Here is a 21,653-nt window from a genome sequence, read left to right as displayed (position 1 = left end):
GAACTGACAGCAGACGAGAAAATGTTTATATTTTAATTATTTCTCCCCTTAATGGTGCGAACTTCGCTAACACTTTGTTTTGTATTGGGTAGTCAATTCCAGCTTCTTCCATGGCTAGCACCAACAACTCCACTACCCTATTAAAATCAGCTTCATTAATATTCATTCCCGTATGAATATCTACCATGTTATCCCCTTCGTATTGGCAAGGACCATCTGATGCTTCACAAATATGACTAATAAAGCCTTGTCTAAAATGGCTTACACTCGCTTTAGCAAAATAAGGAAATATTTGTTTATCTTGCCCAAGTTTTTTTATAAATATATTTACTAGGCGCTCAATGCCTTGTTGCTGACCAAGAGCTTGGTATAACGTTTGTTGTTCAGCGCTTTCTTTAATACTGCTACAAGAAAATACTGAAAAAGTTAACAATATAATGACGATGTTGGTTACAAAATTACTGATCGAGCTAATAGTAAAACGACTCATTAATAATACCCCGTTAATGACACATACCAACCATCTTGGTTAGGCAATGCGGCAATTGTATCTAAATCAACATACGCCATGGTTACGCTAACATGCTTATTAGGAAACCATGCAACAAATACATCACGCCAGCGACTTTCATTTAAACCTAAATTATCAGGCTTTTGGCGATATTCCACACCAACAGCTAAATGTTTATTTAAAAGCACTGCAGCAGATACTTCACCTTGTATGCCGCCATTGCCATTAGGTCCGCCAAAACCGAGTAATCCCATTTCATTAGCTTCTGTATATCTAAGAGTTGCGTTCCATAACAGGTTATACCCCGCCAACGCACCTAAATGTAATTTGCTGGCGGCTAAGTATATATCAACACCTTTGTTATCGTGTGCGCCTAAAGCAAAAGCAATATCGTCTGAATCGAGTGCTTTATACTGAATACCTAATGATAGTTGTGGCCAAGCGCTATAAACTAAGTCACCATAAAGGCGCACTTTCGCGCCAAATATCTCTTGAGAAAGTGTCGTTGATAATGGCTCAACATCAAAGTTTTGCTCTGCATACGACAATTCTAATCGATCATAAAAATTTACCTGTGCGCCGCAAGTATCAAGTTGAAAGTCTTGTACGGTTGCTCTAGTACAAAATGCAGAAATAGCTATTTCATCTTCTGTAGCATACCCAGCTAACTGAGCCCAAGGCACTAATCCGCCTCCACCAGAGCCTTCAACTTGAGACACACCAGGTGTAGCAAGAATTTTTCCATTAGCTAAGCAAACAGTCGGCACTATTAAAAGGGCCACACCAATTGTTGTGATAACATTAAATAATTGGTTCATAATCGTCATACCATTGAATAAGTTTATCGGCAGTTACCGGTTTAGATAAGTAGTAACCTTGCGCATAATCACAGTTAAACTCTTTTAACAAGGCTAAACTTTCTTTATTTTCAACACCTTCCGCAACAACACGTAAGCCAAGTTTATGACCTAATAAAATAGTGGAAGAAACAATATCTTGATCTTTTGCACATTGATCTAAGGTCAAAATAAAACATTTATCTATTTTTAGTTCATCTACTGGCAGGCTCTTCAATTTAGCTAATGATGACTGACCTATACCATAATCATCCACTGAAATTTCAAAACCTAATGTTTTTAAGTGATTTAGCCTAGTAGCAACTAAACCTTCATTTTCAGCTAAGTCTCTTTCCGTTAACTCTAATGTTATTTGTGTTGCTTCAACCTCATATTTTTCTACTGTTGTCAGTAAATAATCAACAAATTGTTCATGTTGAATATCTTGTGCTGATAAATTAATTGACACTTGAAAGCGGTAACCAGCTTGATTCCATTGTGCAATTTGTTGAATAACATGCAGAATCACCCAGCGAGTTAACGTTACAATTAATCCCGCTTTTTCTGCTAAACCAACGAACATTTCTGGGTTTACAAACTGTCCTTCACTATTAATCCAGCGGATAAGTGCTTCGAGTTTATCTATTTTTCCTGTGTTTATATTTAATTTCGGCTGATAATTCATAAACAAAGGACTGTTTTCACTTTCAAGTGCTGATTTAAACTCGTCGATTAATCTAATTTTATATAGATAAGCTTCATCTTCACCTTGTTGATAATATCTAACAAAAAGCTGCTCTTTATCCGCCGCCGCAACAGCCATAGTTGAACGCCTCATTAATCGTTCTGCATTGGTGCCATCCATAATAGAGTTAGCAATACCAAAATGCAGCGATAGATTAATTTTAATGCCGTCTAGCCAGTAAGGACGTTCAAGTTCAAGTTGCAATAATTGAATAAAACCTTCAATTTCATCAGGAGAGCTGATCGGAATTGATAACAAAAACTCGTCGGCATTTAATCGAGCGACAGCAACTTGTTGGGAAATATTCATATCAAGTTTATCTACATAAACAAGCAATCGTGCGGCTATTTCTTTCAATATGGCATCACCATTACTAATGCCTACCGTATCATTTAATACCTTGAAGGCTTTAATATTAAACGCAACGAGCACAACATTAATGTTATCAACAAAATAACCATCTATCTTAGTAAGCATAGTATGACGATTATATAACCCCGTAAGTAAATCACGCTCTGCTTGGTATTTTATTTCCTCCTCACGGTGCTCAATAGCACTACCCATTACTGAGAAACCTTGATAAAGCTCTTTAAACTCTGGGGGTAAACGACCGGTTAATTTAGGAACATCTAAACTACCGCTTCCTATTTTTTTCGTTAAATTCATCAAAATATTCAAAGGCGTTGAAATGCCTCGGGATAATATTCGAGAAAAACCAATAGCAATAACGATAACAATAGCAGCAATAATTAAAATAGAAGTAATTAACCGATTAAAGTCCTGATGAATCTCAATAAGGGAAGCTGATAACACGACTGAGACTTCATTCGACCCGCCAAAATCTATCATTTCATGGAAGTAATCTGACGAAGTTAACAATAGGTTATCTGTTTTTTGATTAACATCTAATAAAAGTTGATTAACAATAGTTTTGTCATCAAAGCTAGACTCAATGATAGCGTCGTTTTTCAAGAGTGTTAATTCTAATGCAACCAACTCTTTAAGTTCTTGAAGAACATTTTCATCAAATTCAAATCCTATAACAACGTAAGCAATGGTCCTTGGTGCTTTTACTGGCACTACAATAACTTGAAATACTTTGTTATCGATACTTAATACTTGAGCATAAACACCTCTAAGTGGTATTTTTTTGATACTAGTTTCCACTACGTTTCTTTCAAACTGGTGCAAAGCGCTAGTAGTAATTAATGTACCTTCTAAATCTAATAACATCATAAGGTCTGCTTTTATGCGCTTTCCATGATTAACCAATACACTATTGATGGTATTATTATCTCTCGTCGCAACAGCTTGTTTAAAGCCGAAATCTGCCGCTAAAACGCTTGCTGCGGTAATTAACACTTGTTCTTGTGATGATAGATTTTGATTTAACACATTTTGAGCAAAATGCATTTGCCGTTCAATTTGCTTTTCGGCATAGTCCGCTACCCTAAACCAGTAACTTGCCGTTAGGAATAAAACAGTTAGAAAGATTAAACTCGTCGATAACCAAGTTATTTGTGACTTTAAACTAAACCTAGTGAGCATGTGAGAACTGATCTTCAAAACTGTCTCTTGCTTCAGGCTCGTTAACATTGATGCTGATAGTCACAACATTATCGAGTGGCTTTAATTGTGCGTATGTATAACTCTGTCTATGATAAGCACCTTCAGTAGCGTTTGGGTGCCACACTTGCAAACGTTCAATGCTATTTAGTGTTTGATCAATAGTAATAATTCCATTGTTATCAGTTTTATAATTATTTTTGTTTTCAGATACATAGATATATCCGACCATAGCATCATGAATATTGCAACCTAATACCACAATACCTTCATCAGAAAACTGTAGTGGACTCTTAGGTTTGCCTGCATACAGCTTTAATTCAAAGGTTTTAGCTGCAGAAAATGAATAGACATGATGGCGTAAATCATCACTATTGGGAAAACTGACTAAACTGCCTTTAGGTACTATCAATACACTAGGAACAAAAGATTTATTGATTTGATCCATAATATAAACAGATTCAGTTTTTGTATGGTTTGTATCAGGTTCACGACTGTTATTAAAATATAACTCGACAATCGCATTGGCTAAAGGCTTTTGATGTTGATCAACAATTTTTATCCTACTTGCACCTATAGCATTAGCAACAGTGAAAGGCGCTAAAGTAAAAATGATAACGGAAACAAAGAAATAAATGATGAACGCTCTAAATTGGAACATTAACATAGCTACCTTTATCTAATATGTGCTCTGATAAAAGCATACAGTTACCACTCTTAGGTGTCCAATAAATAAATCTATAACTTTCATCTGAATAAAATTAACTATCTGATTTAGAGCATGAATCTTTATCATGCTTCTTATATAAGTTAAGTTTGCGTCCATTGTCTTAATAAGTTGTGATAAACTCCAGCTAATTGAATAATTTCTTCACTGTCATCCATTTATTTACGCAAACTTTTTATCGGCAACATATGTCCTTATTGACTTTTCTGTGACAATTTAAAAATTGTCATTATATTTAACTCGCGTAATGTCATCTTTATTAGAAGAACTCTGTTCTAACTTATATCTACAAAATAAAATTATTTAAGGATAAATAATGCACAAACACACAAACACACATATTCTGTGTAAAATCTTCACCTTTTCAACGCTTTTCTTACTAATATTACAATTTACTTTAAGTTAGAAAACATACGCAGATACGACTGAAATCATTCAAATAACTGCATCACAATGGGAACTCATACAGGGTCTTGGACGGTAACTTGCGAAGGTTCAGGCTGTAAAAGTGCTGCAGACAACGTACAAAGTACGATTGATAACATGTTACAAAATGCCGCAGAATAGTATGTTGAACAAGAAGAGGTACAAGGGTTATTTTGTACAGAATTGAGTGACGAAAGACCTGATCATTGTCAGTCAATGTTTGGTGGTAATATGCATTGGCCATTCTATGGAGATTCAAGCGCATTATGGAATATCCCCTCAGCAACAAACGGTTGTGGGACTGGAAGTGCTTTAGAATGGGCGTTAGCAAAATACACCCAAGGAACTGGTGGCTTTTCATGATACACTAACTGGAATATGCGGTGCAAATTACGACTGTGAAAAATTTGCAGATGCATATGGCAGTGCTGTCAAAATATTTGGTGAAGACCCCTACGAAAACGCTGGTAAGACTCAAGAATGTAGATAGTTTAAAAATGACATGAAAGAAAATTGCAGTGATGTAAGCGGCATAAGTGGCACTTACATCACTGGTATTTGGAGTAAATAATGAAAATATTAATTACCTTTTTAGCCATATTGGCATGCATTCTTGTTGGGCTGACATATTTTAAAAACAATGACCAACCAGTATCTAATAACATGATCGAAGAAACTATTGAAACTAAGCGTTTGCTACCAGAAAGTAGTTTATCTCAACAACTACCAGAAAAAACTACTGATTCAAGCATTTCAGATGAAATATCAACGCAGCAAACAGTGAATTCTTTTACTCAATTATTAGAAAAGCTAACCCCACATGAGCAAGAAAAATATTTAACACTCAATAAACAATTATTTGGAGCATTAGATTTTACCGATAACAATACTTACGAGATCTGGCTCAAGCAAGGATTTCCATCGGTTAGAGAGATTAACTATTTATCACAATATGATAGGAAGGATTTAGGGTTAACTCTATTTAATGGCGCTAGTTCATATCCTATTTTTACCGACGAACCTTCATTAAACTTACCAGCATTAAGTGCTATTAACTTAATTGAAACCATTGCAGAACTTGAGACAGTAGTTAGATTTTACTTTCCTAATTACCAACAAGGTGAGCCATTCCCTGTTACAAGTAAGTGGCCTAATGGTGAGCGCCCTGAACAGGTAAATGAGGTATTAAGGTCAATCATTACATCTTATGCAAGTGTAAGAGAACAGAATGCGATTGAATATCTCGCTCGAGCGAGATATGAGCAATTAAGTTTTGGAATGGGTGAAGGCCAGAGTAATGCGACAACAGTTTTAACTAAGTTAGCCAAAGCGGATAAAAAACTTGGCGGTAATAACAATTTATTTAACTACGTAAAGCAGCACTACCCTGAGCATATTGAAGAATATGAAAAACTACGTAATGAAAAGGATATCAACTAGTTTGATATATTATTATTTAAATGAAGTTTTTAATTTAAATAATAAATAAATGCCATGATCATTTGATCATGGCATTTATTTTCAGGGTTAAAATGTATAGTTGATAGACCGATATAATTAAAACGAGTAACTTACGCCTAAGTTAACTGAACGCCCTTGCCCTGCTAACTGCATAAAGCCATTAGTATTATCCATTTTATACTCAGCAACACTAACACCACCTAACGGTTGCTGATAATACTCGTCCAATAAATTGGTTACTTCAAACGTAAAAGTTACTGCATCCCAAGTGGCTTTCGAGGTAAAATTAACCAAGTGATAACTATCCGTTTGATTCTCAAAACGATTATTATCAACTCTTGTTTTACTGTCTACCCATTCCCAAGTTAATGTGTTTTCAAAGTTACCTATTTGCTGGCTCAGGCTAAACTTAGTTTGAAGGGGCTTAATTTGATATAAAGCTTGGTTAGTATCATCACGTGTCCCTCGTGTATTAGAAATACTTGCCTGTAATTGTAAATTACCAAGCTCTGTTGACTCATAAATATTAGCTAATAAGTCAATTTTTACGCCATACAATGTCGCATCTACATTAGTAAATTGTAATGCATTTCGATCTTGGGTCACGTCACCAGTAGTATTTAAGTTTCTCACAGGATCAGCATCGATATAATCAGCAACGTCTGTATACCAAACGTTAGCATTTATGCGCCAATTATCATTTGCCTCTAATTTGCTATAAGTTACGCTGACAGTATGCGCGGTTTCTGCATCTAGATCAGGAGTACCAATATAGCCGTTGCCATCACCATACCAACCTATCATTCGAGTAGCCATACTACTAACGCCCCAACTATAACGTTCATATAAATTAGGCGCTCTATTTTTACGGGCTAAGCCAATTTGTAACTCGTCATAATTGCTAATTTGATAGCTAACTAATAAATTAGCATCAGTAAGCGTGTCAGTTTTCTCCCTATCAAGCATATTGAATGCTTTGGCAGCCATCGCATTACTTGGTTCCATAGCCATCATCCCACTCATGCTGGCCATTCCTCCCATACTCATACCATCATTGTATGGTTGTACCTCGCCAGTATCGGTACGTACATTCTCAACACGTATTCCTGCGTTTAACCACCATTTACTATCGAGTTGGTTTTCATATTCAGCAAAAACAGCAATACGCTGTCGCTTACCTTGATTAATATTGACATAATCATCAGGCCCCATCATCATTGAGCCTTCAATTCCTGGCCACCAATCATCAATTTGATAGTCAAAATATTCATGCCCTAATAACAATCGACTATTATGGTCTAAATTTAATAACCATTTAAATTGATAACTTACATCCTCTGCATCGGTTTCCATTGGCATCATCCCCATTTTTTCAGGGGTGAAAAAACCCATTTCATGTTTTACGTTATGCCAGTTCAATTGCCCTTCAAATTCACCATCGTCTAATGAACGTTTGTACTGAGCAATAACCCCAAAACTGGTATTGTCGACCATATCCATATATTGATTAGCAAAGCCTTGATAAGGTATTTTTTGATGCGTGAGTTTCACCACCAGTTGTTGTACTTCATCACGAACAGCTGCAGTAATACTATGATTTTGAGCACGGTATAATGTATCAAGTACAAGATCACCATTACCATCATCATAACTATCAGCATCAGTAAATGAACCTTGATAATTAAAGCTTGTAGTATCACTAGCTAATCGAGCACCAACACCGATGGCACGACCATTATCAACAGAACTATAGCGGCCAGAAAGGTAACCTGAATGCCAAGCTAGTTCACCACTGTTACTATACAAAGGTGAAATAGAATTAACATTAATAACGCCAGCAATATTGTCTCCACCAGCACTAACGGGTGAAATCCCCGCTACAACACTATAGGACGAAATTTGGTTGGCAGAGATATAAGAAAGTGGCGGATTCATTTGATTTGCACAAGCCGCTGTTACATCAGCGCCATCAATTAATACTTTAACTCGGTCTCCCATCATGCCATTTAAAATAGGTAAATTTGAAACACCGCCAGCCGCTGAAAAGTCAACGCCTGAATTGCTCAGTAATGAATCAGACGATCCCAGCGCTAAATGCTTATTTTGTGAGTGCCCTTGAACTTCAATAACTTCTAATGAGTCGTCCTCAGCAAAAGAAACTGGAGATAAAACGGCGCTAATTAACAGCGCAACGGGAGAAATTAAATATTTACTTTGAGAGCTTTTATTATTAACCATTTCGTTATGTACCACTGTGATAAGTGGGCTAAAGTATATAATACTGCCCTCTTTAATATCCGCGACATATTGTCACGCTTTTGCAAATAATAATAAAAATTATCACCACCTTAACCAAAAAACATATTGAATTATCTATTTGTAAAAATATCAAAAATGACAGATACTTAGCTTATCAACCACTTAACAGAGGTAACCATTCACACGTGAAAATAGTCTCTTTAATACAAGATGAAAATTTATCTTTTAAAGTGAGTCAGCAATTGCCATTAAAAGCAACGCAACAGCTAGATTTATATTTTTCAATTCCTGATGACATGGGCATAAACGCAATTACCTTGCCCGAAGACACTTATTTTTACAGTAGCCTTAAAAGTCACTTAGCCTATTTCTCTCAAGAGGTACATTTACCTCTAGTAAGAAGTCGTTTTATCAGTCAAACCAAAGGTGAAGAAAGTGATTATCGCAGCAATTTAAACTTATTCTCATACCAATTTCGTTTAGCTTTAGATAATGATTTAAAACAATCTCTACAAGAACAAGATATTGACGCTTTTTACCAAGGGGCTTCCGAGTTACTTGAACAAACACAAAATCTACTTAAAAAATTAAGACGTTATACACCACCAGATCAAAAACTTAGCTCGTACTTCGAGAATGTTGACAATTACTTAAGTTGGTATACCGAACAATCATTTTTAAATTTATTAGCTAACAGCCCCAAGAGCAGTGAGCAAACAAGTATTCGCGATAAAATTTTTGATTTATGCCGAAGCGAAAGTAAATATCGAGAAGACAATAATTATAATTCACAAATAACGTTAGATGACCCTAACCGCATCACCAATAAAATGCGTTTATTACAAAGACTCAGTGAATTTGGAGTTGTCTTTAAGAAAGAAACATCCAACCTCAATAACCATTTGAAACGCTTAGTGAGAGGCACAGTAACCGCGGTAATTATGGGCTTTATGATGGCAATAGTTCTTAATTCTCGTACGATTTATACTGAAGTAACTTTGTTATTAATTTTATTTCTTGGCTTACTGTACGGTTTACGAGAAGTGTTTCGTGACGATCTTATGCGCATTATTTGGCGCTGGATAGAAAAAGGACGCCCCAAATGGCTCCATATTTTTCATGATAGCTTAAGTAAAGTAAAAATGGCGCAACAAACTATTTGGCTCGAATATATTAATGAAAAAGATTTACCTGAAAAAGTAGATGGCTTGTTACAGAAACGACGCCAACAAAATAAACAATCAGCGCAACTACTACATTTTAGATGTGAAACTAAGATCACAGCTAAAAATTTTAAACCTGGCTTTGAAGAAGTTCAAAATCAGTTATTTTTTAACATGACTCCCTTTGTTCGCTTCTTAAAAAAGGGCGAAGGACGTTTATTTTCTTTCGAGGGAAATAAAGTATCAAATCAAGGCGTAGAACGTCGTTATCAAATGAACTTAGTGCTTGTTCAAAAAAACATGAAAAAAGAAGAATTTTATCAGCGTTATAAAATTACTATTAACCGATCAAAAATAGTGAATATTGAAACCATGGAGAGCGAACAAAACTTTGATGAATAAATGTTAAGTACACTTTCTTAACTTTTCACGCTTTTGGTTGATTTTTAAGCGTCAGATTCTTTTACAGTTAACATTAAACCAACTTTCAAAAAAACAACAAACACATGATTTAAAATGACTTTTAAGTAAAGGCTTGATTTTTGCATTTACAGTGCATTAACAATTTACCGAGAAATTGTTAACTGTATAACAAAACTAAAATAATACATAAGAGACATTCAGATGACTAAAACTAAATTATCAGCAATTTCAGGCGCGATTTTAGCCGCTTCAATGTTGTGCTCGCAAGCCAATGCAACCACTATTGCTTTAGATTATGATCCAGCACAATTTGCTGATGCTAAAGGCCAACAAGCGTTAGCGGGTTTCCAAGAAGCAGCCTCTTTTTGGGAAAGTATGTTTACCGATAATATTACCGTTAATTTATCTATTGCATTTGATTCATTAGGCGCAGGCATTTTAGGAAGTACTGGTTCTACTGCAATACAATGGACTTATCAAGGTTTCGCAAGCACCTTAATTGGTGATGCAACTTCTGCCTTAGATAATGTTGCAATCAATAATTTGTCATGTGACCAAACACAGCCAGCTGGCGACGCACCTTGTGCTCTTATTTTTTTAGATCAAGAAGAATCTAACGGCGATGAAGACGAGCTTGATAATGATGGTTCAATAGATAATTACTGGATCAATGCGAATACTGCTGTTGCAAAAGCAATGGGACTAGACCTCTCTCACTTAGGCATAGCCTCAGATGGTAATGTTACTTTTAGTAGTGATTTTGCTTTTGATTTTGACGCATCAGATGGTATTGACACCGATAAGTGGGATTTTGTCGGAGTTGCTATTCATGAAATAGGTCATGCGTTAGGTTTTACTAGCGGTGTTGATACTTATGATTATGTATACAACTATTTAGATCCTCAAGTTAACGTTGATAGTTACGCTGTTGCTGATATTTTAGATTTATTCCGTTACTCAGAAGAAAGCTATGCCATTGGTTGGGGCGTAAAAGACTTTAGACCTGGTGCTGAAAGCTATTTCTCAGTTGATGGTGGCGCGACCAACCTTGCTAACTTTTCAACAGGGCGACATGGCGGTGATGGTCAACAAGCCAGTCATTGGGAAGATCACCAAGGTATTGGCATTATGGATCCTACAGCAGCTCCTGGTGAAATGCTTCGTCCAACTGCGATGGATTTATTTGCTTTTGACGCTATTGGTTGGGATATAAATACGGCATCAGTTCCTGAGCCTACCACTGTTGCTATTTTTGGTTTAGCACTAGCCGGCTTAGCGACTTCACGTCGCCGTTCGTTAAATACTAAATAGCTCAGCAATACAATAAAATTAATCAAAAGGGGTTATTTCAACACTGAAATAACCCCTTTTATTTTATCGACAATATCATGAGTCAGTTTAAGCTAAATCCGTTAACTTATTTCTTTAGACGAGACTTTACATCTTTAACGCCTTTATCATTCCTTTTAAACGACAACACACCTATTTTTCCGTGCGCGCCCGCCGCGAGAAAAACCATATTATCACTTGCTAACGTATAAAAGCCTCGGTCACCTTTAGTACTTTTTAAATTAGACAGGTTTTTATCATCAAAAGCTTGCCATCTTTTGCCGGCATTATAAGAAATATCACTGCTTGTTTTACCCGTTGCTATACAAATATTGCCTTCACAGCGCATAGCCGTTCTTAAACCGTTTTCACCCGCATTAACCGCTTGCCATTGTCCATTAAGGTAAGTCGCCATATTGCTATACTTTGCTGGACGCTGCTGATAATCACCACCTAAAACAAAAAGTTGCTGCTGATGATTCAATGCTAATCCATACCCGCCAGCCGTTTGGGTTTCATTGTATAAAGGAACAGTTTGTCGTTGCCAGGTTTGTCCGTAGTCATCACTTTCATAAACTGATGCTGAAAAGCCTCCTGTGGTAATCCATGCTTTACCTTGTTTACCGACAATTAATGTATTTCCGCTGGCTGCAAAAGCGGCTTCTTTTTCTAATATTTCGGGGATATTTTTTTTATCAATACGCTGCCACGAGGTCCCGCCATCTTTCGTTAATTTGATGGTATAATAACCATCAACAGGATCACCTAGCAAAACGCCATGGTTGTTATCCCAAAAAGCAATTGAATCGAAAAAGCCTTGTGCATCGGCATTTTGGTAGAGTAAATTCCAACTATTACCGCCATCAGTGGTTTTATAAAGCACTGACTGAACGCCATTACCCACCCCCATTACAATAGCGGTTTTAGTATCAAATAGCTCAATATCACGAAAATCCGTAATTAGTGACGCTTTTATCGATTTGTCATGCCACGTTTTACCACCATCTTGGCTAACGAAAACACTATTATTAGAGCCTGTTACCCATAAAGAGTCGCCTTTAATGGCGCTACCACGAAAAGATAAATTTTTATTAATTTGAATTTTATGCCACTGAGGAAGGTCAACCGTAGTCATAGCGTAGCCACTCACGTTAAAGCTACTTAACGCAACACCATATAAACAACGAAGTAATAAAGTTTTAGTCTTTTTTTTAATAGAAATTTGTCTCACCGATAACCCTTCGTATAATAATTTTGATCTACTATTGTCTATTTAAATATGAAGTACAAGAGCGTCAACAAAATTGAAATTATGATATTTGTCACTGACTTTTATGGTTTTATTATTGAAAAGCCAAATTATTTAAGCGATAGTGGTAATACCTGTTTAAATTGCAACCCTAAATATAACATCCTTGCGATGATATAATGTAGCAGGCTTTCTGCCTCTACTATGACGACATAAGATGTTTAATCATGTTAGAAGTTAACGATAAAATTATCGCAGATATTAGTAAAGGTTTTTCCGTCCCAGCTCAACCAGCGCTATTATTAGAACTCCAAAAACTAATGGCGCAGCCTGAACCAAACTTAAATGTTATTGCAGATATCATTACTAAAGATGTAGCGGTTGCAGCTACAATACTCAAAACTGTCAATTCCCCCATCTACGGTTTAGCACGAAGTATTTCAGATATTCATAAAGCTTCGCGCTATATTGGTCTTAACGGTATTATGCTACTTGTTAGAAATGCTTTACTTAAAAAAAGCTTTGATCAAAATAATTGTAGTATTGCGCTTGAGGAGTTTTGGCAAAACGCTACAAATATAGCAAATACTTGTGTTGCTATTGGAAAAACTATTAAACAAGCAGTTTCAGCTGATGTTATTTATTCACTAGGATTATTTCACGATTGTGGCATTCCCGTTATGGCGATGAGGTATAGTGACTATTCAGAAACCTACGAACACGCCTATAACACACCAAGTGAAACATTAACGTCAATTGAGGACAGTGTTTATCAAGTGAATCATGCAACAATAGGCTACTTTGTTGCCTCTTCGTGGAACTTACCTAAAAATATTTGTCAATTAATATTAGCCCATCACGAGCGGGATTATCTCAAGGTAATAAATGGGAGTATTGAACAGCTTTATTTTGCAATATTAAAATTATCCGAGAACCTTGTTCATACTCACAAGCATTTTAGAGAAAGTGCAGACTGGCCTTATTTAAAAGATTCAATATTTATATTGCTAGAATTAGATGACGATAAATACCAAGACTTGCTTGAAGATTCGGCAGAAATACAAATATAAAGCGCTTAAAAAAATAGTACACTTAATATAATTTAATTAAGCACTTTTATAGAGCTATTTCTTTATGAAATCAGCCCACGATAATAACAGTGTATAAAAATCATCAAGACCGCAACTTGCGCGACTATTTTCATCAATATTTAATTCATCAGAAACTAAATGCTCAGGAACTTCATCAATTGAGCTCATAGAAGCATTAGCATTAATAATAACATCACTGTGTGAAATAGTTACTGAGTACTCTTGACCTGTAAAAACAATTTCTTGCTCTTTTCTTGAAATAACTCGTTCAACTGCTTGTGAAATTTGAGCCAACTTCTTTTCATCTTGCCCTATTTCAACTTCAAGCCAAGGCCCAACAGCCTGATGCTCATATGAAAACTGGGCACTAGCATTGCCGGTGATTATATCGCGTCGAAATTCGTATTCCATATAAACCTCAATAGTATTAGGTATAATAATTAAACTTAGTATAATCGACTAAAATCATTGAAATTATCTTTTGCAGTATTAAATATAAAAGGATGAATGAACTATTTGATACAATTCCCGTCTATAACAAGCTAATGTTTCTATTTAATTGATTATCAAGGCTATAAGTGTTTAAGAAGGCGCATTTTACCATACTTTTGTCCGTGCTACTGCATGTAGTAGTAATAGTATTTCTCAATAATAGCCAAACAATGATCATACCAAAAACCAAATTAACCCCAGTATCAATTAAAAGTTATATTTATAAAAAACCTAAGGAGATAAGAGAGGAGTTACTGCCACAGGAGAAAAATAAAACCAAGAGTACTGAAACAGAAAAGTTATTATCGCAAGAAGAAGTGTTTAATCAACCGGAACACCTCAGTGAACTGAAAGAAGCTCAATCCAAAAAAGTACCAAAACCAGTACCAGAAGTTAAACCTGAACATATTTCAATCTCTAAAACAGATGAGAAATCAATCATTCTGTCTAAACCATCTGAAATAAAAAAAATACCACATCAGGGCTTTAGTTATAAAAGCTTACAACAATTACGTGAAAAAATTCAGAGACAAAACCAAACACAGTTTCAACAAGAACTTTCTCAACCTAATACAGGTTCAGTTATGCATGGTACACCTAATTTGGTGCCTCATTCGACTATACGCCCCACAGTTGACGAAAAAAGAAAGCAAGCAACCTCAACTATCAGTACTCATAAAAGCGTTATTAAAGGAGACAATGGCACCTGTACCATTATTGAAGACTTGTCAGCTATTGGCGTAGATGGAGTAAAAGCGGTAAGTACGTTTGCTTGTGGTGAAACCAAATTTGATAAAAGCTTTCGCGAGCATATGGAAAAAGTACGTAAAAAGTTGGGGAAAAGATAGTTAATTTAACTCCGCTAGTTTATTACAAACATCTGATAACGCCTTGAAAAGTAAACACCTCAAGCATAAACTAGCGACAATACTTATTCAAAGAAAATTAAGTAAAAATAAAATGACAGATTGTTGTAGCACTCCTGGTTTAATGCCAATGAATCAAGCTAAAGAAACATTATTAGCTGACATTACTCCCATTAATGACATTGAAGAAGTTTCGCTTAATGATTGTGATTTTCGCATCTGCGCCGAAAATATGGTATCGCCGGTTAATGTTCCCGCACACAATAATTCAGCTATGGATGGTTACGCACTTTGTGCAGACTTTAATCAAGATAACGAAATCCCTAAAGGCAGTCAATTCAAGCTTGTTGGTACTGCAATGGCTGGCCAGCCTTTTATGGGTGAATTAACAACAGGCCAATGTATCCGTATTATGACAGGTGCTGTTGTACCTAAGTCAGCCACTACTGTTGAAATGCAAGAAAACGTTATTGTGCAAGGCGAAAGTATTATCACTAATCAGTCTATTTCTAAAGTCAATCATATACGGTTAGCAGGAGAAGATATTGCTGTAGGCGAAAAAGTTTTTAGCCAAGGACATAAATTCACCAGCATTGACATAGGTTTACTAGCTTCATTAGGTGTGAGCTCTGTAAAAGTATTTCGTAAACCTGTTATCGCAGTGTTTTCGACTGGCGATGAACTTAAGTCAGCATCTGATACTCTATCTTTAGGTGATATCTATGAAAGTAATCGTCATGTACTAATAGCGATGCTCAAACGCTTGCATGTTGAGGTTCTTGATTTAGGCATAATTGCTGATGATAAAACAAAAATACGTGAAGCCTTCACTATAGCAAATACAAAAGCCGATGCAGTAGTTAGCTCCGGTGGAGTATCAGTAGGCGATGCTGATTACACCAAAGAAGTACTCAACGAGCTAGGAAGTATTTCATTTTGGAAAATAGCAATGAAACCAGGTAAACCCTTTGCTTTTGGTAAGCTTGCCAATAGTATATTTTTTGGTTTGCCAGGCAATCCTGTTTCAGCTAGCGTGACTTTTCATCAATTAGCTATTCCCGCAATTCAAAAAATGTCTGGTCAATCACTCAAAAAGCCCATCAAATTGATTGCTAAAACAACAGATATAATAAAAAAACACCCAGGAAGAATGGATTTTCAGCGTGGCACAGCTTTTACTGCTGAAAATAACACGTTAAACGTAACACCATTATCACACCAAGGTTCAGGGGTTTTATCATCAATGAGCCGTGCAAACTGCTATATAATATTACCACAGCAACATCAGGGGTGTAATGCCGGTGAGTATGTTGAAATAGAGTTGTTTGATCACATTATTGGATAAATTCGCAATGCTATAATCAATTTAATTAAAATAATAGACCAGTGCGATGACTGGTCTATTTTATGTGAGCTAATTTTTCAAAAGAGTAATTGCATTTAACCAGTCTGATTGATTATTTACACTCAATAACTTTTCCACTTCTGTCGAATTAACTTGTGCACTGTTAATAATATTTAAATAGCGCTTGATTGAGCGATCTTCGGTTGACGATGCAACCACCTTAGCAAATTCCCTATTTTCAGCGTTATTAGGTAAATATAAAGGTAGTTGATACCCGCTAAAATTTACAGCGCAGCGCATAGCATCACCAAAACTTAGCAAGTCCTGCATAATTTTTTGATCAAGATATGGCATATCAATAGGTATAACTAACAATGTATTGGCGACTTTAGCTGATTTAGTTTTTGCTAGCGCACTATGAATGCCAGCCATAGGCCCAGCATTTTCATAAATATCTTTCAAATAACCTTCTTCATTACGACAGATAAAAACTTCTTTCACGCTTAAAGATTCAAGTAAACACTTGTTACGATCAAGTAAAGTTTCATCCGCAATACTCAAATGAGCTTTATCTTCGCCCATCAGTGAAGAAGGTCCTCCTGCTAAAATAACACCATAAATTTTTGGTCGCCTTTTTCTCATACGATCAATCCTTATATAGATATTTCACCTTTATTTTTAACTAACTGATTAACATAGCTAAAATAAGAATGTCGCCATTGCCCACAACTTATTAGTATCCGTGCCTAAAGCATTAGCGTCATACGCTGCAAACTTTAATAGGCCTGATACATGTTTATTGAAAGCATATGAAGCGGCTAAGTCGATTTCACTGCCATAATCAGCACTACCGGTTTCTGCAGTAAAATCATGATAGGTTGCCACTAACTTAATATCGCTAACGACTGTTGTCGCACTTATGTACAGATCTTCAATACCTGTGCTTGGTGTACCTAAAAATTTGTCAGCAAAGCCTTGAAATTTATGTAATGTTGCAAGCGGGGTGGAAAAGCCTACGCCATTATCACTTCCTAGCACTTCATAGCCCGCAGTTAATATTACTTGCCCTATTTTCCCTGAAAGCTCTGCTTTGTAATAATCTGCTGAAAAATCTAGTAAGTTGTCATATGCATCAGATTGCTTAGCGTAACTCAAACTAGCCTTCACATTGCCAAAACTTCCTATATAGTCAAAACCGTAGGTATTTGTAGAATTAACGTGCGATTCCTCATTATCTAGAGAATACACAAATGCATTAAACTGATGGTTTTCATTTTGCTGAAAGGTGGCATTAATTAACTGAAAATTCCCATACCAATCAGCTACTTGTACACCGTCGTTTGGTCCAAATATACGATTAACATTAAAGACATAACTATAATCAATTGATACTGCATCAGATGTTTTATATATGAAGCGTGCAGCATCATAGGTTTGTTCATTTTGACGCCAAGCTACACCACCAATAAAGCGTTGATTATTGTGAGTAATACGCTGTCGCCCACCAATAAAAGTTAATGCTTCCCCTGCATATTTAATATTAGCTTGGTTTAAATCTGTTCCTTCAGGATCTGCAATAATAGGATATTGTGTTTTTCCATTGGTTGTTGAATTGTAGTCATCAATAATTACAGCAGTAACATTATCCACTTCAACATTAAATGTTATTTTATTTATTGGTGCTGTAGCCCATGTTAAGCGGCTTTTTAAAGTAGATGCTGTCGCATCTTTTTCAATGCCTTCTTGATCAACGGTTTCTACACGATAACGCAGATTTATATTAACATTAGAATCAGTTACTGCTTTAGCTATATTATCAATAGTGTTAGCTTGTGTAGAACCAATAAAAGCAAAACTTATTGCAGTAGCTATTAAGGTTAATGCTAGAGTTGGATGACGATTAACAATAGTTTTCATGAGAACTCTCCTTAGAGATGTGCATTGCAGCCAACTTTAATTGTGGCTGTTATAATTTATACGCACCTTATTCCTCAAAAAGTACTTTCGTTTTGACCTATATCAACTAATTGAAAATGTCTGCTGATAACTCAAAATACCCTAATTTAGATCAAATTTTACTAGCCATATTTCAAACATTATTGCTTATTTTAATCGTTCAGCGCCCATTTATTGTATAATGCCTTATTTACTCAATAGTCCATTTAAAAAAGCGTCATTGAACATTATGAAAGAATTATCTAACTCACAATTAATGCGTTATAGCCGTCATATTATGCTTAAAGACATGGATATTGATGGGCAAGAAAAACTATGGAACAGCAAAGTATTAATTATTGGACTTGGCGGTTTAGGTTGCGCAGTTGCGCAATATTTAACAGCTTCTGGTATAGGGGAGCTTACATTAGTTGACGATGACACTGTCGATATTACTAACTTACAACGACAAGTTTTACACCATGAAGCCAGTATTGGATTAAGTAAATGTCTATCTGCAAAAGCTTCTTTGCGTGCAATTAATAGTGAAATAAGACTTAACACCATAGAGCAACGCCTTGCCGGCAAGCACTTAGCTGATGTTATAACCAAGCATGATATAGTGATTGATTGCTCTGATAACTTAATAACAAGAAATGAGCTTAACTTACAATGTTATCAACTGAAGAAAACACTAGTTTCAGGTGCTGCAATTCGTATGGAAGGCCAAGTTTCCGTTTATGACATGCAAGCAACAACACCTTGTTATCAATGTTTAAGTCAGCACTTTGGTGAGCAAATACTCACTTGTGTGGAAGCGGGTGTATTATCTCCGGTAGTAGGTATCGTTGGTAATATGCAGGCATGTGAAGCAATTAAAGTGTTAGCAGGAATAGGTCAGCCCCTTATTGGTAAATTAATGCTACTCGATGCCAGTGATATGAGCATAAATACTTTTAGTATCCTAAAATCACCACAATGTTCCGTTTGTGGTGAAATACCTTTTATAAGTGAATGAAAATTTTAAACGTTAACTGTTTTAATACCCGCAATTTGATGCCAATAACCGTTTGTATGATTGCTCATTTTAGTGATGGTTTGTTTTTGCTTTAATTTAGCAATAACATCAAATGCTTCGTCACTTTCAGGACTGACCCTAAAAATATCAATCAAATCGTGCATTTGTGCTTGCTCCGAACTCAGGTTGTAGCAATCTCCTGACATAGTTTGAATACCATTGAGTACAAATAGGTCTTCCCCTTCTTGGCTTTTAGTTAAACGCCCTTGAGGATAATTAATACAGCAATAGCCGCATTCGTCTTTCGTTCTATTTTCTGAGCGTGCTGTAAAACAACGGGCTGAATATGCTAAAGGTAAATGCCCATAACCAACAACTTCAATTTCAAAATTATGTCGAATACCTATCTTTTTGCACTGCTCAACAATTGCATGCAATTTATCTTTTGATAATTCGACAGGAATGCACCAACGAATCATTCCCTGTTTACTTAATAATTTAAGCGTTTGATGGTTATAAATATTTAATGCGCTGCCAGCAACGAAAGGAACTTTCGCTTGTGATAATAACTGTACGGCAGCCATATCGTTAGCCTCAACTAAAAAGTCACCATTTTCACAATAACGCTTAAGTTCATTAATTTCTGATGGTGCTTCAAGTAATACCATAGTCGACAATACCACTTGTTTACCCATGCTAGACAACTCTTTGGCAATAGATAAGTAATCTTTTGAACGTAATTCTCGGCGCTTTGAACAAACAGTTTCCCCTAAATAAATGAGATCTGCATCACTTTTAGCTGCTTGTTGATAGAAGTTCATCATGGTTTGTTTAGGCCAAAAATATAATACTGGCCCTAATGCGTATTTCATCAAATTTCCTCTCGTTATCCTTGTTGCATTAACATTGTGATCTTATTGTGCGCAGGAAAAGCACAACAGGACCCAGGTTATGAGTTCCATATATAACCTAAAGTATTTGCAGCCACGTAAACGAGATACTCAATTAATCAATAACAAACTATTGAATTTGAACGCAACGCCGCCATGGTCTATGTTATCCAGCACAAGTAAGCAATAATTTAATTAAAAGGTATTTACTGCCATTTTTTATGATAAGCGCCTAAGGTGGTTTGAGAGCCTTCCGATAACTTGTCAAGCTCATTGGCCCATTGAGGCTCTATTGAAAATTCATTACTGCTTTTACATCGATCTATCGCCTGACGCCAAGTATGAGTAACCGATTTAACATAAGCGTTACTACGCTGACGACCTTCTATTTTGATCGCAGCAATCCCCATTGTTATTAATTCAGGTAACAACTCCATAGAATTTAAACTCGTTGGCTCTTCTAATACATGATATTTATCATCTCCAACTTCAAAGCGTCCTTTACACAAGGTCGGATATCCCGCTGACTCATCAGGCTGATATACATCAATTAAGATATCATTTAAACGCGACTCTAGCCCTGAAGTCGTCTCTTGCCAACGCACGTGTTTAGCCGGAGAGCAAACGCCATTCATGTTAGGAGATTCTCCCGTTAAATATGATGACAAATGACAACGCCCTTCCGCCATAATGCACAAACTACCAAAAGCGAAAACTTCTAGTTCAACTGAAGTAGTACGTACCAATTGCTTAACCTGATGAATAGATAATACTCGCGGCAATACCACTCTTTTGACATTAAAATTTTGCTGATAATAATTAATAGCTTCGCTATTTGTAGCTGATGCTTGCACTGATAAATGTAATTCAAGCTCTGGATAATTATCTGATGCGTAGGCAAGCACTGAAAGATCAGAAATAATGAGTGCATCAATATTTAGAGATGCGGCTAAATCAACCGTTTTTTGCCAGCACTGCCAATTGTCAGCGTCAGCAAAGGTATTAATAGCTAAATGAAGTTTTTTACCACTGGCTTTCACTAACTCTACTGCTTGTGTTAGTTTTTTATCAGTAAAATTAAGCCCTGCAAAATGCCGAGCGTTCGTTGCGTTTTTCAATCCAATATAAACAGCGTCTGCACCGTGCACTAATGCTGTTTTTAATGAAGATAAATTTCCCGCTGGACACAGTAATTCCACAACCATTCCTTAACCATTCAATATAGTGCAGGCTATGGTAGTTAAATTGTTAGACCACTTTATTGATCTTGCGCAAAGCCAGTAGTTAATATTCGATAGACAATATTGGCTATCAATAATAA

At 36.1% G+C, this 21,653-nt stretch carries 20 protein-coding genes; 8 read left to right on the top strand and 12 right to left on the bottom strand.

The window, feature by feature from the left end; translation table 11 throughout:
- Positions 1–25 precede the first annotated feature (25 nt).
- The 5 genes from IE155_RS10840 to IE155_RS10820 form a co-directional block, all read right to left on the bottom strand.
- Complete coding sequence (locus tag IE155_RS10840; protein ID WP_189378280.1) at positions 26–490, bottom strand: group I truncated hemoglobin; 465 nt, start codon at positions 488–490, stop codon at positions 26–28.
- On the bottom strand, positions 490–1,329 hold the full coding sequence (locus tag IE155_RS10835) for a DUF3034 family protein (RefSeq protein ID WP_189378279.1): 840 nt from the start codon (positions 1,327–1,329) through the stop codon (positions 490–492). Before IE155_RS10835 ends, IE155_RS10840 begins: the two co-directional genes overlap by 1 nt.
- Complete coding sequence (locus IE155_RS10830; protein ID WP_229817227.1) at positions 1,313–3,658, bottom strand: bifunctional diguanylate cyclase/phosphodiesterase; 2,346 nt, start codon at positions 3,656–3,658, stop codon at positions 1,313–1,315. Before IE155_RS10830 ends, IE155_RS10835 begins: the two co-directional genes overlap by 17 nt.
- On the bottom strand, positions 3,630–4,319 hold the full coding sequence (locus IE155_RS10825; RefSeq protein ID WP_189378277.1) for a methylamine utilization protein: 690 nt from the start codon (positions 4,317–4,319) through the stop codon (positions 3,630–3,632). Before IE155_RS10825 ends, IE155_RS10830 begins: the two co-directional genes overlap by 29 nt.
- Positions 4,320–4,468: 149 nt before the next feature.
- The gene (locus IE155_RS10820; RefSeq protein WP_229817242.1) at positions 4,469–4,543 is read right to left on the bottom strand and encodes a hypothetical protein; all 75 of its coding nucleotides are present in this window, start codon (positions 4,541–4,543) and stop codon (positions 4,469–4,471) included.
- Between the two features lie 451 nt (positions 4,544–4,994).
- On the opposite strand from IE155_RS10820, the gene IE155_RS10815 reads away from it, so the two are divergent.
- Both IE155_RS10815 and IE155_RS10810 read left to right on the top strand, forming a co-directional pair.
- Positions 4,995–5,174: a hypothetical protein gene (locus tag IE155_RS10815; RefSeq protein ID WP_189378276.1), complete on the top strand. Its 180-nt coding sequence runs from the start codon at positions 4,995–4,997 to the stop codon at positions 5,172–5,174.
- Positions 5,175–5,381: 207 nt separating this feature from the next.
- Positions 5,382–6,251, top strand: a complete 870-nt coding sequence (locus IE155_RS10810; RefSeq protein ID WP_189378275.1) for a hypothetical protein — start codon at positions 5,382–5,384, stop codon at positions 6,249–6,251.
- Between the two features lie 117 nt (positions 6,252–6,368).
- Here IE155_RS10810 and IE155_RS10805 read toward each other — a convergent pair whose 3' ends face one another.
- On the bottom strand, positions 6,369–8,510 hold the full coding sequence (locus IE155_RS10805) for a TonB-dependent receptor (protein ID WP_189378274.1): 2,142 nt from the start codon (positions 8,508–8,510) through the stop codon (positions 6,369–6,371).
- A gap of 206 nt (positions 8,511–8,716) precedes the next feature.
- Between IE155_RS10805 and IE155_RS10800 the strand changes: the two genes are divergently transcribed.
- Positions 8,717–10,096: a hypothetical protein gene (locus IE155_RS10800; RefSeq protein ID WP_189378273.1), complete on the top strand. Its 1,380-nt coding sequence runs from the start codon at positions 8,717–8,719 to the stop codon at positions 10,094–10,096.
- Between the two features lie 222 nt (positions 10,097–10,318).
- On the top strand, positions 10,319–11,428 hold the full coding sequence (locus IE155_RS10795) for an NF038122 family metalloprotease (protein WP_189378272.1): 1,110 nt from the start codon (positions 10,319–10,321) through the stop codon (positions 11,426–11,428).
- Between the two features lie 106 nt (positions 11,429–11,534).
- Here the strand turns inward: IE155_RS10795 and IE155_RS10790 are convergent, their stop codons facing one another.
- Positions 11,535–12,677, bottom strand: a complete 1,143-nt coding sequence (locus IE155_RS10790) for a WD40/YVTN/BNR-like repeat-containing protein (RefSeq protein WP_229817225.1) — start codon at positions 12,675–12,677, stop codon at positions 11,535–11,537.
- A 245-nt stretch (positions 12,678–12,922) separates the two neighbouring features.
- On the opposite strand from IE155_RS10790, the gene IE155_RS10785 reads away from it, so the two are divergent.
- On the top strand, positions 12,923–13,765 hold the full coding sequence (locus IE155_RS10785) for an HDOD domain-containing protein (protein ID WP_189378271.1): 843 nt from the start codon (positions 12,923–12,925) through the stop codon (positions 13,763–13,765).
- 54 nt (positions 13,766–13,819) lie between these two features.
- Here IE155_RS10785 and IE155_RS10780 read toward each other — a convergent pair whose 3' ends face one another.
- A complete protein-coding gene (locus IE155_RS10780) occupies positions 13,820–14,197 on the bottom strand; it encodes a YacL family protein (protein ID WP_189378270.1) in 378 nt (125 codons plus the stop codon).
- Between the two features lie 251 nt (positions 14,198–14,448).
- On the opposite strand from IE155_RS10780, the gene IE155_RS10775 reads away from it, so the two are divergent.
- Together IE155_RS10775 and moeA are read left to right on the top strand one after the other, a co-directional pair.
- The gene (locus tag IE155_RS10775) at positions 14,449–15,126 is read left to right on the top strand and encodes a hypothetical protein (protein WP_189378269.1); all 678 of its coding nucleotides are present in this window, start codon (positions 14,449–14,451) and stop codon (positions 15,124–15,126) included.
- Positions 15,127–15,238: 112 nt separating this feature from the next.
- On the top strand, positions 15,239–16,489 hold the full coding sequence (gene moeA, locus IE155_RS10770; protein ID WP_189378268.1) for a molybdopterin molybdotransferase MoeA: 1,251 nt from the start codon (positions 15,239–15,241) through the stop codon (positions 16,487–16,489).
- 69 nt (positions 16,490–16,558) lie between these two features.
- Here moeA and mobA read toward each other — a convergent pair whose 3' ends face one another.
- Both mobA and IE155_RS10760 read right to left on the bottom strand, forming a co-directional pair.
- Positions 16,559–17,131 carry a molybdenum cofactor guanylyltransferase gene (mobA, locus tag IE155_RS10765; RefSeq protein WP_189378267.1) on the bottom strand — a complete coding sequence of 191 codons (573 nt, stop codon included), beginning with the start codon at positions 17,129–17,131 and terminating at the stop codon, positions 16,559–16,561.
- Positions 17,132–17,188: 57 nt separating this feature from the next.
- Positions 17,189–18,406: an alginate export family protein gene (locus IE155_RS10760; protein WP_189378266.1), complete on the bottom strand. Its 1,218-nt coding sequence runs from the start codon at positions 18,404–18,406 to the stop codon at positions 17,189–17,191.
- 268 nt (positions 18,407–18,674) lie between these two features.
- Here IE155_RS10760 and IE155_RS10755 point away from each other — a divergent pair, with 268 nt between their 5' ends.
- Positions 18,675–19,442 (top strand): molybdopterin-synthase adenylyltransferase MoeB, encoded by a 768-nt coding sequence (locus IE155_RS10755; protein WP_189378265.1) that lies wholly within the window; start codon positions 18,675–18,677, stop codon positions 19,440–19,442.
- A 5-nt stretch (positions 19,443–19,447) separates the two neighbouring features.
- On the opposite strand, the gene IE155_RS10750 is transcribed toward IE155_RS10755, so the two are convergent.
- Both IE155_RS10750 and ubiU read right to left on the bottom strand, forming a co-directional pair.
- Complete coding sequence (locus tag IE155_RS10750; protein ID WP_189378264.1) at positions 19,448–20,314, bottom strand: U32 family peptidase; 867 nt, start codon at positions 20,312–20,314, stop codon at positions 19,448–19,450.
- A gap of 224 nt (positions 20,315–20,538) precedes the next feature.
- Positions 20,539–21,531, bottom strand: coding sequence for a ubiquinone anaerobic biosynthesis protein UbiU (ubiU, locus tag IE155_RS10745; RefSeq protein ID WP_189378263.1), 993 nt, complete (start codon positions 21,529–21,531; stop codon positions 20,539–20,541).
- Positions 21,532–21,653 lie beyond the last annotated feature (122 nt).

The sequence above is a fragment of the Thalassotalea profundi genome, assembly GCF_014653195.1.
Classification (GTDB): Bacteria; Pseudomonadota; Gammaproteobacteria; order Enterobacterales; family Alteromonadaceae; genus Thalassotalea_B; species Thalassotalea_B profundi.
Note: the sequence above shows the minus strand (reverse complement) of the source record. Positions and strands in the feature narration are given on the sequence as shown.

Bases quoted from the DNA above. Each gene is read 5' to 3' on its own strand.
- IE155_RS10840 (WP_189378280.1), bottom strand. From the start codon at position 490: ATGAGTCGTTTTACTATTAGCTCGATCAGTAATTTTGTAACCAACATC.
- IE155_RS10835 (WP_189378279.1), bottom strand. From the start codon at position 1,329: ATGAACCAATTATTTAATGTTATCACAACAATTGGTGTGGCCCTTTTA.
- IE155_RS10825 (WP_189378277.1), bottom strand. From the start codon at position 4,319: ATGTTCCAATTTAGAGCGTTCATCATTTATTTCTTTGTTTCCGTTATC.
- IE155_RS10810 (WP_189378275.1), top strand. From the start codon at position 5,382: ATGAAAATATTAATTACCTTTTTAGCCATATTGGCATGCATTCTTGTT.
- IE155_RS10805 (WP_189378274.1), bottom strand. From the start codon at position 8,510: ATGGTTAATAATAAAAGCTCTCAAAGTAAATATTTAATTTCTCCCGTT.
- IE155_RS10795 (WP_189378272.1), top strand. From the start codon at position 10,319: ATGACTAAAACTAAATTATCAGCAATTTCAGGCGCGATTTTAGCCGCT.
- IE155_RS10785 (WP_189378271.1), top strand. From the start codon at position 12,923: ATGTTAGAAGTTAACGATAAAATTATCGCAGATATTAGTAAAGGTTTT.
- IE155_RS10780 (WP_189378270.1), bottom strand. From the start codon at position 14,197: ATGGAATACGAATTTCGACGCGATATAATCACCGGCAATGCTAGTGCC.
- IE155_RS10775 (WP_189378269.1), top strand. From the start codon at position 14,449: ATGATCATACCAAAAACCAAATTAACCCCAGTATCAATTAAAAGTTAT.
- moeA (WP_189378268.1), top strand. From the start codon at position 15,239: ATGACAGATTGTTGTAGCACTCCTGGTTTAATGCCAATGAATCAAGCT.
- mobA (WP_189378267.1), bottom strand. From the start codon at position 17,131: ATGAGAAAAAGGCGACCAAAAATTTATGGTGTTATTTTAGCAGGAGGA.
- IE155_RS10760 (WP_189378266.1), bottom strand. From the start codon at position 18,406: ATGAAAACTATTGTTAATCGTCATCCAACTCTAGCATTAACCTTAATA.
- IE155_RS10755 (WP_189378265.1), top strand. From the start codon at position 18,675: ATGAAAGAATTATCTAACTCACAATTAATGCGTTATAGCCGTCATATT.
- IE155_RS10750 (WP_189378264.1), bottom strand. From the start codon at position 20,314: ATGAAATACGCATTAGGGCCAGTATTATATTTTTGGCCTAAACAAACC.